This is a genomic window from Actinacidiphila sp. bgisy167, from assembly GCF_965342175.1.
Taxonomy (GTDB): Bacteria; Actinomycetota; Actinomycetes; order Streptomycetales; family Streptomycetaceae; genus Actinacidiphila.
This window is the reverse complement of the sequence record NZ_CBDRBL010000079.1, coordinates 20,291-33,476: the sequence shown is the minus strand read 5'-3', so window position 1 is coordinate 33,476 and position 13,186 is coordinate 20,291. Positions and strand designations below refer to the sequence as shown.

Genomic DNA, 13,186 nt, shown 5'->3' with positions numbered 1-13,186 from the left:
GCCTGCTCTCCTTCGCCTGCATGGATGCGTCAACCGCCCTCGTGAGGGCAGCATAGGCGCCGCGGACGGCGGCTCCCCGGCGAGACGCACGGCGCTTGGGCAGAAACATTACTCGTCAGTACACCAAGGCGCCGGTGCGGCAGTCGGCCCGCTACGACCGCATGGCTCGGCGCGGGAACCGGGCGCAGTGGGCCCCCGGAACCCGGAGCAGAGGACCTCAGTGGCGCAGCGCGTTGTAGCGGCCGTGGTGGTAGAGCAGCGGGCGAGCCGCCTCGCCCTCAGGAGCGCCCGCGACGGCCTGGGCGACGATGATGCGGTGGTCACCGGCGGGTATGCGGGCCAGCACGCGAGCGACCAGCCAGCCCTGGACGTCCTCCAGGAGCGGTACTCCGTACGGGCCGGGTTCCCACGCGGTGGGCGGCGCGAAACGGTCGGCGCCGCTGCGGGCGAAGGTGGCGGCCACCTCCTCCTGGTGCTCGCCGAGGATGTGGACGCCCACATGGGTGGCCTCCGCGACGGTGGGCCAGGCCGAGCCGGAGCTGCTGATCCCGAAGGAGAGCAGGGGAGGATCGGCGGAGACCGAGGTGAGGGAGGTCGCCGTGAAGCCCGCGGGGCGGGTGCCGGCAGCGGTGACGACCGCGACCCCGGCGGCGTGCCGGCGGAAGACGGCGCGGAAGGCGGCCGAGTCGAAGGCGTCTTCCGCGGTCGACGGCTGCTGCTGCGGGGGTATGGGGGCGGGGATCGAGGCGGGCACGGAGACCAGGGAGGCGGCGGCCGGCGTGCCGAGGTCGGGGGTGGCGGTCATGGAGCTGTCCTTCGTCATGCTGTCGAGCCGGAGAGATGCGGGGTGGGTGGGCACTCAGCGGTCATGACAGCGGGCGCTCGCGTGGCGACCGAGGTCGACGTCGAAACGGCAGTGCAGAAGGAGGTCTTGCGCCATGGCGTCAGACTGGCCATCACCGCGGCGCCGCGTCAAGGCCGCGCTCGGCTTGGGACGGGGGCATGCGCCGCGCGCGGGTCACACCGCGTCGCCGAGCGCGGCGATGACGTCGGCCTTGCGGGGCTGGCCCGAAGCGCGCCGCACGACGGCGCCGCCGGCGTCGAGCACGAGCACGGTCGGCGTCCTGACGATGCCCAGCCGGCGCACGAGGTCGCGGTGGGCCTCCGCGTCGAGCTCCACGTGCCGCACCCCGTCCACCATGCCGGCCACCTCCCCGAGCGTGCGCCGGGTGGCCCGGCAGGGTGCGCAGAAGGCGGTGGAGAACTGCAGGAGCGTGGCCCGCTCGCCGAGCTCCCCACCGATCTCACCCGCCGTCAACTGCTGCGCCGTGTCCTTGTCCCGCACCCGTATCCTTCCGTCCGCGCGCTTGTGGAGGATGCCGAAGATCCCCGCCGCCACGAGTACGGCGACGCACACCAGCAGTCCCGTCACGTCCGATACCTCCTGCCGTTGCAGCGTTCACGAGACCGCCATGATTCCCGGGGGTCCGGACGGTGTCCGTTCCGCAATCATGGCCTCATGAGCCCTCACGCCATCGATGCTCGCGGACCGCGCTTCGGAGCGAGCCTGACCAGTGTGGTCCTGGCCGCCGTCCTCGTCACGGGAAGTGCCTGGCTGCTGGCCGTCCAGGCACTGGTGTTCGCGGTGGGCGCCGCCGCGGGCGTGCAGAAGTCACCGTACGGCCTGTTGTACCGGGTGGCGGTACGGCCGCAGCTGGGGCCTCCGGCCGAGACCGAGGACCCGGCGCCTCCGCGTTTCGCACAGGCGGTGGGGCTGGCGTTCGCGGTCGTCGGGCTCGCCGGCCACGCCGCGGGCCTGGCCTGGCTGGGCCTGGCGGCGACGGCCTGCGCGCTCGCGGCCGCCTTCCTCAACGCGGCGTTCGGCTACTGCCTCGGCTGCGAGATGTATCTGCTGCTGCGTCGTACGACCGGGTGACGTGATGAGAATCTCGCCGTGCTGCGGGCACGCGGGATGACACGGCACCCGTTCACGGGGCACGATCAGCCGGCGGCCGAAACCTACGGCCGCGTAACTTCCGTCGGGGACACCCCCCCTGCGAAGAAGGGGCCCAGCCATGGCCGAACTCGTCTACCCGCCCGCCATCGGCCTCGCCCGCACCATGTTCAAGGTGCAGGGGCTGCGCCTGGACGTCTCCGGCGCCGAGCACGTGCCGCGCAAGGGCGGCGCCCTGCTCGTGAGCAACCACATCGGCTACCTGGACTTCGTCTTCGCCGGGGTGGCGGCGCTTCCGGCGAAGCGGCTGGTGCGCTTCATGGCGAAGGAGTCGGTGTTCCGGCACAAGGTGTCGGGTCCGCTGATGCGGGCCATGAAGCACATCCCGGTGGACCGCTCCGAGGGCATGCACGCGTACAAGCACGCGCTCACGGCGCTGCGCTCGGGGGAGATCATCGGCGTGTTCCCCGAAGCGACCATCTCGCAGTCCTTCACGCTGAAGTCCTTCAAGTCCGGCGCCGCGCGACTGGCGATGGAGGCAGGCGTGCCGCTGCTGCCGGTCGCCCTGTGGGGCACGCAGCGGTTGTGGACCAAGGGCCGGCCGCGGCAGTTGGGCCGCAACTGCTTCCCCGTCTCCATCCGGGTGGGCGAGCAGATGACGCCCCACCCGGGCGAGAAGCCGGGGGCGCTGACCCGGCGGCTGCGACTGCGGGTCCAGGAGTTGCTGGAGGAGGCGCAGCAGACGTACACCGGGCGGCCGTCGGGCCCGGACGACCGCTGGTGGCTGCCCGCGCACCTCGGCGGCACCGCCCCTACGCCGGAGGACGTCGTCGCCCGGGAACGCGCCGCGGCGGTGGAGTGACCACGAGCGGCGTGAGACCTGGGGCTCCGCGGGTGGGCGGCGAGTTCCTCGCCGACTGTCCGCACCAGAGGCGTGCCGCCAGGTCATCGGCCCTCTGGGTCAGGTAGGTCGGTGGGCAGCAGCCGCCACAGGTGCCTCCGGTCGGCAGCCTGCCGCAGGGCGGTGAGGATGGCGGGCGGAGGGGTGGCGTACAGACCGGGGTAGTCGCGTTCGCCCAGTCCGGGGCGGGGCACCCAGGCCAGTCGCTCCTCCTGGAGGGAGAAGCGGGCGTCGACTCCGGGCTTGTTGCCGCGCGGGTCCTGCCGGGCCCAGCGGTCGTGCCCGGGCGGTTTGAGGGCGACGAGCCCGTGGACGAGGGGGTCGGCGCCTTCGTCGGTGAGCCGCTGGTAGCACAGGCCCGCGGGGATGCCCTCGGCGCGCAGCAGCGCGGTCAGGGCATGGGCCTTGGCGTGGCAGATGCCGGTGCGCTGTTCCAGGACGTCCGAGGCGCGCCAAGTGACGCGCGAGTCACCGGAGTCGGCGGAATGCGGGATGGCGTCGCGGACGAAGGTATAGGCCGCTTCGGCATAGGCATGCGGATCGGGAGCCGCCGCCCGCAGCCGGGCGGCGGTCGCACGGACCACCGGATGCTCGTGGTCGATCACCTCGTCCGCTGCGAGGAAGGCGGTCGCATCGCCCGTCTGGGGTACCGGCTCCATGGGGCGGATACTAGGAATACGCGCAGGATTCGGCAAGTGAATTTTCCGTAGGCAGCATATCTATGCAGCACGGGGGTGATGGCCGTCGTGGGCCGAGCACCCGGACGTCCCGCGAGAGCGGCGATCCTGGTCGTCCTGGCCGTCTTCACCGTGGTCCTGGTCGGCCGGGGCTGCGACGGATCCGAGCGGGCGCCTGCCGGCCCCTCGCCCAGCACGACGGTCTCGGCTACCGACACCGACGCGGTCGCACGCTCGCCCCTCACGGGACGTGCCGGGCGCACCGGCGGCCCCGTCCTCGCGGTGAAGATCGACAACGTGGGGCCGGCCCGGCCGCACACCGGGTTGTCCCAGGCGGACCTGGTCTACGTGGAGCAGGTGGAGTCCGGCCTCACCCGTCTGCTCGCCGTCTACTCCTCCGACCTGCCCGACCGGGTCGGCCCGGTGCGCAGCGCCCGCGAGTCGGACCTGGAGCTGCTGCGCCAGTTCGGCCGGCCTGCCCTCGCCTTCTCCGGGGCGCAGAGCGGACTCCTGCCGGTGGTCGCGGCGGCGCCGGTGTACGACGTCTCCCCCGCCCACGCCCCCGGCGCCTACCTGCGCGACGGCTCGCGCCCCGCCCCGCACAACCTCTACGCCGCCCCGGAACGGCTGCTCGCCGCCGCCCCGGACGCTTCCGCCCCCCGCGACATAGGCTTCCGCTTCGGTGCGGCCCCACCGGGTGGCACCGCCGACCGCGACCGCACCGTGCGCTACCCCGACGGCTCGGTGGGCGTGCGCTGGTCGGCCGGGGAGCAGCGCTGGCTGGTCTCCTTCGACGGCGAACCGGCCACCACGACGGACGGCGGCAGGCTCGGCGCACCGACGGTGGTCGTCCAGTACGTCACCGTCCGCCCCTCCGGCTTCCACGACCGCTGGGGGAACACCTCCCCGTACAGCGAGACCGTGGGCGGCGGGCAGGCGGTGGTGCTGCGCGACGGCAAGGCCTACGACGCCCGGTGGTCACGACCGGACGCGGCCGCGGGCACCCGCTTCACGACGCCCGACGGCGGGCCGGTGAACTTCGCCCCCGGCCAGGTCTGGATCGTGCTGGCACCGCTGCCCCGCTGAGTCCACCGGTTCCCTCCGCGAACACCACGGACGCGGGCCCATGAATCCGAGCCCCCGCGTCGTCCGGTCCGTGAGCCGCGCAGGGCCTCGCCCCCGCGCGAGCCCGTCGCTCGCCCGCATGCTCTCGCTCGGCTTCCCGGGACCCACCTCGCACGTCAGCGACGGCCCGTCCGGCCGGCCAGCCATGCGGCGTGCTGGCGGATACGCGACGGATCATCGGGAAAACAGCTCTCCCAGCCCTCGTCCAGACGCGTCCAGGCCACCGGCTGTCCGTCCTCCGCGACGAAAGGGGTCCCCGCATCGACGACCGCCGCATACGACAACCCCAAGGTGACCGGAAGGGCCGGGTGATACGAGCGAACCGCAACGGCCGCCGGGTCAGGCAGCAGCTCCGGCCGCAGTCCCGCCTCTTCGAACAGTTCCCGGCTCGCCCCCTCTCGGGGTGTTTCCCCGGCCTCGACCTTCCCGCCCGGCGGCACCCACCCCCGCCAGCGGTGCCTCACCAACAGGACCCGTGCGAGGGTCGTATCGAAGACCCAGACCTCTGCTGCGAGCGGCTCCATCGGCCCGCGCATCGCAGCGGCGAGCCACTGACGGGCCGCGTCGTACTCGGCCACCGCCCGTTCGGCGTCTGCCGCTGCGGCTTCGACAACCCGCCTGCCGCCCTCGTAAGCAGTCATAGAGAGGCACCATACGGTGGGCCGCTGACAGCGAGGCCCACTGCCGCTGCGGCGGGAACGCCACGCGCTGCGGCAGCATGCCCGAGCGCTCGCCCCACGGCCGCCGGCTTCAGGAGAAGCACGGTGTCACGCTATGGCGCCGTCCGCCGCGGGGGGATCGGGGACGAGCGGGGACGCCAGTGCGGAGGCCAGGTCCTCGTGGACGGTGAAGACCCGGAGCGTGCCGGTGAGCCGCAGCAGGCGCAGCACGCAGGGGCTGCCGGCGACGATGCCGAAGCGGCCGCCGTGGTCGAGGGTTCGCGTGCGCGCCCGCACCAGCACCGACAGGCCGCTGCAGTCGATGAAGCCCACTCCGCGCAGGTCCACCACGAGGTCGGGCCGGGGACCGGAGGTCACCGCGTCCAGACGGGCGGTCACCCGCAGGCCGGCGCACAGGTCGAGCTCCCCCGTCAGTTCCACCACGGTGGTGCCGCCGACCGTCCACTGCCGCACCTGGAAGTCCTGCTCTTCGTCGTACATGCCCGGCCCCCCGACTGCCGCTCGCTGCTGGGCCCCTGACGTGCCGTGTGCGCCGCGCGTCGCGACCGGTTCGCGCACACCGCCGCGAGTACGGAATACCCCCCGGCCGTACCGGGAGTCAACACATCGGACTAAACAGACAGCACGACCAGGTCCCGGGAGGTCTGGTTGAGCCGTTCCCCGCCCTCGGGCGTGCAGACGACGATGTCCTCGATGCGGGCGCCGAAGCGGTCCGGGAGATAGATCCCGGGTTCGACGGAGAAGGCCATGCCCGGCTCCAGCGGCCGGGAGCTCCCCGCGACGATGTAGGGCTCCTCGTGCGTCTCCAGCCCGATGCCGTGCCCGGTGCGGTGGATGAAGTGCTCGCCGAAGCCGGCCGCGGCGATGATGTCCCGCCCGACCGCGTCGAGTTCCTCGGCGGTGATCCCGGGGCGGACGGCGTCGGTCTGGGCGTGCTGGGCGCGCCGCAGCACCTCGTACATCTCACGGAACGCGGCGTGCGGTTCACCGACCGCGTAGGTCCGGGTGGAGTCGGAGCAGTAACCCTCCGGCGTGGTGCCGCCGATGTCGACGACGACCGGGTCGCCGGCCCGGATCACCCGGTCGGAGATTTCGTGGTGGGGACTGGCGCCGTTCGGTCCCGAGGCGACGATGACGAAGTCGACGGTGGTGTGCCCCGCTTCCAGGACCGCTTCGGCGACGTCGCGGGCGACCTCGCGCTCGGTGCGCCCGGCCCTGAGCCACTCCCCCATGCGGCGGTGCACCCGGTCGATGGCGCCCGCTGCCCGCCGCAGCGCGTCGATCTCCGCGGGCGACTTGCGCATCCGCGCTTCGCGCAGCAGGTCACCGGCCAGGCTCTGCTCGGCGCCGGGGAGGGCGGCGCGGAAGGCGAGCACCTTCTCGGCCCACATGTGGTTGTCGACGGCCACCCGGGCGATCCCCGGCGGCAGCCGGCGGGCGACCAGGGCGTACGGGTCCTCGGTCTCGCCCCAGCCGACGACCTCGACGCCGAGCGCGCCCAGCGGGGAGGCCTCGGCCCCGGGCCGCTCCAGGTGGGGCACGGCGAGGAAGGGGTCGCCGAGTACGGGCAGGGCGAGGCAGACCAGGCGCTCGGTGAGGTGGGCGTGGTAGCCGGTGAGGTAGCGCAGGTCGGGGCCCGGCGTGACGAGCAGCGCGTCGAGGCCCGCGTCGGCGGCCGCCTTTCGGGCGAGTTCGAGTCGCTGCGGGGGGTACAGGAAAGCTGCTGAGTCGGTCACGACTCTTACCGTAGACGTCCCCGGCACCGGCCGCAGTCACTTGCGTCGGCACAGGTCGTAGGGTGGGCGCGATGGACCACCGCATCTCCCCCGGGGCGCTGCCCGCGCTCGCCGCCCGGCTGCGCGCCCTTCCGCCCTCCTGTGGTTCCGTGCGGCTCGTCGCCGTGGACGGCCACGCCGGTTCCGGGAAGACGACCTTCGCCGGCGCGCTGGCCGGCGCGCTGGACGGCGCGCCCGTCGTCCACCTCGACGACCTGGCCACGCACGAGCAGCTCTTCGAATGGCCCGGACGGCTGCGCGAGCAGGTGCTGGAGCCGCTTCGCCGCGGCGAGACGGCCCGGCCCGCGAAGTACGACTGGGTGGCGCGGCGGTTCGCCACGGCTCTGGAGGTGCCGTCGGCCCCCGTGGTGCTGCTGGAGGGCGTGGGGGCGGGCCGCCGCGAGGTGCGGCCGTGGCTGGCGGCCCTACTCTGGCTGGAGGTGTCGCGGGAGGTCGCGCGGGAACGCGGTGAGCGGCGCGACGGCCCTGGGCTTGCCGGGTTCTGGGAGGGCTGGATGCGGGCGCAGGACGCGCACTTCGCCGCCGACCCCTCCCGGCCCTTCGCGGATCTGCTGGTCCACCAGGGTCCGGACGGCTACGAGCTGCGGGACCAGGCCGAGAGCTCCCCACTCACCAGCGCCGTACGTCACCGAACGTGACCACACGCACCCGGTGCGCTGCGGACGCGGGTGGCCGCCGGGCGACCGCCCGAGGGGTGCCTCGGATGGCTTGACCCAAGGGCCGTACAGGACTTACGTTCTGTTTGCGCGGACTTCATCCAGCGCGCCTCGAACGCGAAGCCCCCGGTTGTTCCCCCGTGACCGGGGGCTTCGTCCTGCCTGCGGGCGGGACGTGAGGCCCCGCGGCGGCCATCCACTCACCCAACGTCACCACTCGCGTCGCTCTACGGCTCACCAGCCCTGCCCGGGTACCATGCCTGGGGGTTGCGCCGTCCCGGCAAGGCGGCGCTTGCCTGGCACCAACTCCCGCTCCGCATAATCTGGTTGGAGCGGTGTACGGCGGGCGGCACCGGGGGGACGGCTGGTGGGGGGCTGATGGATTTCGGCACAGAGCATTCGGGCGCCCCCGCCGATCTCGCATGGGTACGGGCCGCCGAGGCGTACACCATGGGCGCCTACGCCGAGGCCGAGGAGGAGTTCCGCGCTGCGGTCCGCCTCGACCCGGGCATGGCGGACGCCTGGCTGGGGCTGCACGCGCTGCGGGCGGACACCTCCACCGCGCTGCTGCAGATGTACCGGCACCGCGACCGCTTCGGCGAGCAGCGCAGCGCGCACCGCCGGTCCATGAACTCCTGGTACTGGCTGGGCTGGTGGGTGCAGCCGGTGCTGGAGACCCGGCGCGACCTGCTCCTCGCGCACGCCTCCCACTGGCTGGACGGCCGCCACATCGCGGAGCTGGACCGCGCGCTGGCCGAGTGCCCGCCGGTCGACACCGATCCGCACGTCCGCTTCCTGCACGCGTGCCGGGCCTATCTAGTCAAGGACTGGGAACAGCTGGTCCGCCACACCGAACCGCTTCTCGGCGACCCGGTGCTGGGCATCGAGGCCGGGCTGTTCGGCGGCATGGCACGGGTCCGGCTGGAGCTGTACGGGCAGGCCGAGCCGCTGCTGGCGACGGCCCTGATGCGCTGCCGCAGCGAGCAGCCGCAGCGCAAGGAGCTGCGCTACTGGCTGGCCCGCGCGTACGAGGGCACCGGCCGCACCGCCGCCGCCCTCCCCCTGTTCCAGGCGGTGCACCGCGTCGATCCGGGCTTCATGGACACCTCCGCCCGGCTCGCCGCGATCGACGAGTCCGACGGCCTCACCGACGGGACGGCCGACCTGACGCCGGTCACCCTGCAGGGCTACGGCCAGACCGGGCCCGAGGGGAATCCGGCCGACACCGACCCCCTCGACGCGCGGGCCGGGGCGACCGCCATGCCCGGCCTCGGGGCGGGCTCGCTCCTGGACGACCCGCTGGGCGCGGTGGGCCCGGCCGACGACGACATCCGGGAGAAGACGCTTCCGTCCGTCTCCGCCGTCGCGCCGCAGGACCGGATCGCCACTCCCGACCCGGTGCTGCTCGCCCAGGCGCTGGCCGAACTCGACCGCATGGTGGGACTGGAGCCCGTCAAGCGGCAAGTGCGGGCGCTGTCGGCGCAGTTGCGGATGGCCCGGCTGCGCTCGGGGCAGGGCCTGCCGGTGCAGCCCCCCAAGCGGCACTTCGTCTTCTCGGGGCCGTCGGGCACCGGCAAGACGACGGTGGCCCGCATCCTCGGGCGGGTCTTCTACGCCCTCGGCCTGCTCGGCGGCGACCATCTGATCGAGGCGCAACGCGCCGACCTCGTGGGAGAGTTCCTGGGGCAGACGGCCGTGAAGGCCAACGAGCTGATCGACTCCGCACTCGGCGGGGTGCTCTTCGTCGACGAGGCGTACGCGCTGTCCAACTCCGGCTACAGCAAGGGCGACGCCTACGGCGACGAGGCGCTGCAGGTCCTGCTCAAGCGCGCGGAGGACAACCGCGACCGTCTGGTCGTCATACTCGCCGGTTACCCCGAGGGCATGGACCGCCTGCTCGCGGCCAATCCCGGCCTCGGCTCGCGCTTCACCACCCGGGTCGACTTCCCCAGCTACCGGCCGCACGAACTGACCAGCATCGGCGAGGTCCTCGCCGCCGACAACGGGGACCGCTGGGACGACGAGGCCCTGGAGGAGCTGCTCGCCATCAGCGGCCACGTCGTCGACCAGGGCTGGATCGACGAGCTCGGCAACGGCCGCTTCCTGCGCACCCTGTACGAGAAGAGCTGCGCCTACCGCGACCTGCGGCTGTCCGGCTACGCGGGCCCGCCCACCCGGGACGACCTGTGCACACTGCGGCTGCCCGACCTCATGCAGGCCTACGGCGAGGTGCTGTCGGGCCGAGGCCCCGGGCTGCCACCGCCCGATCCCCTGGAGTGAACGACACGAGAGGGGCCCGGGCATCCGTCGCCCGGACCCCTCTCGTGCGGGACCGCGGTGTCAGCCCGCCATCACCCGCGACGGCCGGGCGACCTCGCCGGGCTCCTCGGCGGCGGGGGCAGCGCCGGTCTCCGCGGGCTCCGGGACCTCCCGGTGCGCGGGGTCGCGGACCTCGCCGACCAGCATCTCCAGCACGTCCTCCAGGGCCACCAGCCCCAGCACACGACCGCCTGAGTCCGCGACCGCCGCCAGGTGGGACGCGGCCCGCCGCATCTGGGTGAGCGCGTCGTCCAGCGGCAGCTCCGCGCGGAGGGTGGCCATCGGCCGCCACAGCCGCGCCGGCACGGGCCGGCCGGCGTCCTCCAGGTCGAGGACGTCCTTCACGTGGAGGTAGCCGAGGTAGGCGCCCTCAGGCCCGGCCACCGGGAAGCGGGAGTAGCCGGTGCGCACGGTCAGCTCCTCGACCTGAGCGGGGGTGACGGTGACATCGACCGTCACCAGCTCCTCCGGGGGCAGCAGGACGTCCGTGACCGGGCGGGTGCCCAGCTCCAGGGCGTCCTCCAGGCGCTCCTGCGCGTCGTCGTCGAGGAGTCCGGCCTGCCGGGCGTCCTCGACGAGCACGGTCAGCTCCTCGCTGGTGAAGACCGCGTCGATCTCGTCCTTGGGCTCGACCCGGAAGAGCCGCAGCACGAGCCTGGCGCACCACCCGAGCACCGCGATGACCGGGCGGAACAGACGCGCGAAGCCGACCAGCCCGGGGCTCAGCCACAACGCGGTCTTCTCCGGGGCGGCCATCGCCAGGTTCTTGGGGACCATCTCACCGACGACGAGGTGCAGGAAGACCACGACGGCGAGCGCGATGACGTAGCCGAGCGGGTGGATCAGCCCCTCGGGCAGGTGGACGGCCTCGAAGAGCGGCTCCAGCAGGTGGGCGACGGTCGGCTCGGCGACCGCGCCCAGGGTCAGGGAGCAGACGGTGATGCCGAACTGGGCCGCCGCCATCATCTGCGGCAGGTTCTCCAGTCCGTGCAGGACCGTGCGGGCCCGCCGCTGGGTGCCGGCGAGCGGTTCGATCTGGCTGCGCCGCACGGATACCAGGGCGAACTCCGCCCCGACGAAGAAGCCGTTGCCGAGTACCAGCACTCCGGCGAAGAACAGCTGCAGAAAGCTCATCGCCCGTCCTCCTGCCCGTCCGCGGGCTCCGCGAGTCCGACGCGTACCAGGCGAACCCTTTCGGCACGATGGTGCGCGACCTCGCGCACCCTCAGCTCCCAGCCGGGCAGCACCGCGGTGTCCCCCGGCTCGGGAATGCGTTCGAGGAGGTCGGCGACGAGCCCGGCCACCGTCTCGTACGGTCCCTCGGGGGCCTCGAGCCCTATGCGCTCCAGCAGGTCGATCCGGCAGCCGCCGTCGGCGTCCCAGACGGGATTGCCGTTCTCCGGCGGGGCGGCCAGCAGCTCGGGCAGGTCGGCGCCGTCATGCTCGTCGCGCACCTCGCCGACGAGTTCCTCGACGATGTCCTCCAGGGTGACGACGCCGGCGGTGCCGCCGTACTCGTCGACGACCACGGCGATCGGCTGCTCACGGCGCAGCCGCTCGAGCAGCGGCTGCACCGGCAGCGTCTCGGGGACGAGCAGCGGGGCGACCGCGACCCGGCCGACCGGCGTACGGTCGCGCAGATGGGCGGGGACAGCGAGCGCGTCCTTCAGGCTCGCCATGCCGACGATGTCGTCCAGCCGCTCCCGGTAGACCGGGAAGCGGGACAGCCCGGTGGCCCGGGTGAGGTTCAGGACGTCCGCGGCGGTGGCGGTGTCCTGCAGGGCGCTGACGCGCACACGGGGGGTCATCACGTTCTCCGCCGTGAGGTCGCCGAGGGAGATGGTGCGGACGAAGAGGTCCGCGGTGTCCTGCTCGAGGGCCCCGGCCCGCGCGGAGTGGCGGGCCAGGGAGACCAGCTCGGTGGGGGTGCGTGCGGAGGCCAGCTCCTCGGCGGGCTCCACGCCCAGCGCCCGCACCAGGCGGTTGGCGGCGGCGTTGAGGGCCTCGATGACCGGCCGGAACACGGCGGAGAAGACCCGCTGCGGACCGGCCACGAAACGGGCCACTTGCAGCGGACGGGACACTGCCCAGTTCTTCGGGACGAGCTCGCCGATGACCATCTGGACGGCCGAGGCGACGATCATGCCGATCACCACGGCCACGGCCGGAGCCGCGCCGGAGGGGACGCCCACCGAGGCGAGCGGAGCCGAGAGCAGGTCGCCCAGGGCCGGCTCGGCCAGCATCCCGACCACCAGCGAGGTGATGGTGATGCCGAGCTGGGTGCCCGACAACTGGAAGGACAACTTGCGCAGCGCCGCCACGACGCTGCGGGCCCTGCGGTCGCCCTCGGCGGCGGCGCGCTCCGCGGCCGGCCGTTCGACGGTCACCAGGCCGAACTCGGCTGCGACGAAGAACCCGTTCGCGAGGATCAGCAGGAAGGCTGCCGCGAGCAGCAGCAACGGGGCGCTCATGCCGCCGCTCCCGTATGTCGCGTGGGAGAGGCGGCGCGGGTACTACCGGACGATCCGTCCATCGTGGATTGGGTGTCACTCCTCGGGTCGTTGCGAAGGTTCCAGGGTAATGAAGATGCGGGCGACTGCGGCAGGTCTACTGCGCCGTCTGCTTGCCGGTACCGTACGCCTCCGCGAGGGCTCGCAGAGCGCGCGCGTCGTGCAACGCGCGGGCGCGTCCGATCCCGGGCTGGATGCCCATCGCGGCCAGGCTGGTGCCGTCCGCCAGGTCCAGGAGGACCCAGGGGTCTCCGGGGCGCAGGTTCACTCGGAGGATCTGGGCCCAGGCCAGTCGGCGCCGCGTCGTGAGGTTGACGACGGTCACACCGTCCTGGTCGGCGGCCACCTTGGGGCGGCTGAGCAGCGTGAGCGCACCGGCGACCAGCAGCCCGGTGAGCACGATCCAGATCCGGTCCGTGGTGTGCCAGGGCCTTGCGCCGTCCGAGGGAAGCAGGACGGCGATCACGACGAAGGCCGCGAGCAGCCCGGCGCCCAGGCCCAGCAGCACCGCACGGGTGCGGGTGGGCCGGAAGGTGACGGGCAGCTCGGGAAGTTCCGCGGGCATGGC

At 73.3% G+C, this 13,186-nt stretch carries 14 protein-coding genes; 5 read left to right on the top strand and 9 right to left on the bottom strand.

The window, feature by feature from the left end:
* Positions 1 to 217: 217 nt before the first annotated feature.
* Positions 218 to 805 carry a flavin reductase family protein gene (locus ACRWND_RS24850; RefSeq protein ID WP_431953065.1) on the bottom strand — a complete coding sequence of 196 codons (588 nt, stop codon included), beginning with the start codon at positions 803 to 805 and terminating at the stop codon, positions 218 to 220.
* A 213-nt stretch (positions 806 to 1,018) separates the two neighbouring features.
* The gene (locus tag ACRWND_RS24845) at positions 1,019 to 1,432 is read right to left on the bottom strand and encodes a thioredoxin family protein (protein WP_431953063.1); all 414 of its coding nucleotides are present in this window, start codon (positions 1,430 to 1,432) and stop codon (positions 1,019 to 1,021) included.
* 87 nt (positions 1,433 to 1,519) lie between these two features.
* Between ACRWND_RS24845 and ACRWND_RS24840 the strand changes: the two genes are divergently transcribed.
* Positions 1,520 to 1,936, top strand: a complete 417-nt coding sequence (locus ACRWND_RS24840) for a DUF4395 domain-containing protein (protein ID WP_431953061.1) — start codon at positions 1,520 to 1,522, stop codon at positions 1,934 to 1,936.
* Between the two features lie 139 nt (positions 1,937 to 2,075).
* A complete protein-coding gene (locus ACRWND_RS24835; RefSeq protein WP_431953059.1) occupies positions 2,076 to 2,816 on the top strand; it encodes a lysophospholipid acyltransferase family protein in 741 nt (246 codons plus the stop codon).
* A gap of 83 nt (positions 2,817 to 2,899) precedes the next feature.
* On the opposite strand, the gene ACRWND_RS24830 is transcribed toward ACRWND_RS24835, so the two are convergent.
* Complete coding sequence (locus tag ACRWND_RS24830; RefSeq protein ID WP_431953057.1) at positions 2,900 to 3,514, bottom strand: transglutaminase-like domain-containing protein; 615 nt, start codon at positions 3,512 to 3,514, stop codon at positions 2,900 to 2,902.
* Positions 3,515 to 3,592: 78 nt separating this feature from the next.
* Here ACRWND_RS24830 and ACRWND_RS24825 point away from each other — a divergent pair, with 78 nt between their 5' ends.
* Positions 3,593 to 4,618, top strand: coding sequence for a DUF3048 domain-containing protein (locus ACRWND_RS24825; RefSeq protein WP_431953055.1), 1,026 nt, complete (start codon positions 3,593 to 3,595; stop codon positions 4,616 to 4,618).
* A gap of 155 nt (positions 4,619 to 4,773) precedes the next feature.
* Here the strand turns inward: ACRWND_RS24825 and ACRWND_RS24820 are convergent, their stop codons facing one another.
* The 3 genes from ACRWND_RS24820 to ACRWND_RS24810 form a co-directional block, all read right to left on the bottom strand.
* Complete coding sequence (locus tag ACRWND_RS24820) at positions 4,774 to 5,298, bottom strand: NUDIX domain-containing protein (RefSeq protein ID WP_431953053.1); 525 nt, start codon at positions 5,296 to 5,298, stop codon at positions 4,774 to 4,776.
* A 126-nt stretch (positions 5,299 to 5,424) separates the two neighbouring features.
* Positions 5,425 to 5,817 (bottom strand): STAS domain-containing protein, encoded by a 393-nt coding sequence (locus tag ACRWND_RS24815; protein WP_431953051.1) that lies wholly within the window; start codon positions 5,815 to 5,817, stop codon positions 5,425 to 5,427.
* Between the two features lie 131 nt (positions 5,818 to 5,948).
* On the bottom strand, positions 5,949 to 7,073 hold the full coding sequence (locus ACRWND_RS24810) for a M24 family metallopeptidase (RefSeq protein ID WP_431953049.1): 1,125 nt from the start codon (positions 7,071 to 7,073) through the stop codon (positions 5,949 to 5,951).
* A 71-nt stretch (positions 7,074 to 7,144) separates the two neighbouring features.
* Here ACRWND_RS24810 and ACRWND_RS24805 point away from each other — a divergent pair, with 71 nt between their 5' ends.
* Positions 7,145 to 7,771 carry a uridine kinase family protein gene (locus tag ACRWND_RS24805; RefSeq protein WP_431953047.1) on the top strand — a complete coding sequence of 209 codons (627 nt, stop codon included), beginning with the start codon at positions 7,145 to 7,147 and terminating at the stop codon, positions 7,769 to 7,771.
* Positions 7,772 to 8,167: 396 nt separating this feature from the next.
* Positions 8,168 to 10,069, top strand: a complete 1,902-nt coding sequence (locus tag ACRWND_RS24800; protein ID WP_431953045.1) for an AAA family ATPase — start codon at positions 8,168 to 8,170, stop codon at positions 10,067 to 10,069.
* Positions 10,070 to 10,129: 60 nt separating this feature from the next.
* Here the strand turns inward: ACRWND_RS24800 and ACRWND_RS24795 are convergent, their stop codons facing one another.
* The 3 genes from ACRWND_RS24795 to ACRWND_RS24785 all read right to left on the bottom strand — a co-directional run bounded on the left by ACRWND_RS24795 (position 10,130) and on the right by ACRWND_RS24785 (position 13,183).
* A complete protein-coding gene (locus ACRWND_RS24795; protein ID WP_431953043.1) occupies positions 10,130 to 11,242 on the bottom strand; it encodes a hemolysin family protein in 1,113 nt (370 codons plus the stop codon).
* Entirely contained in the window at positions 11,239 to 12,579 is a 1,341-nt protein-coding gene (locus ACRWND_RS24790) for a hemolysin family protein (protein ID WP_431953041.1), read from the bottom strand. The genes ACRWND_RS24795 and ACRWND_RS24790 overlap by 4 nt, the downstream gene beginning before the upstream one ends.
* A 136-nt stretch (positions 12,580 to 12,715) precedes the next feature.
* Positions 12,716 to 13,183 carry a PH domain-containing protein gene (locus tag ACRWND_RS24785; RefSeq protein ID WP_431953069.1) on the bottom strand — a complete coding sequence of 156 codons (468 nt, stop codon included), beginning with the start codon at positions 13,181 to 13,183 and terminating at the stop codon, positions 12,716 to 12,718.
* Positions 13,184 to 13,186 lie beyond the last annotated feature (3 nt).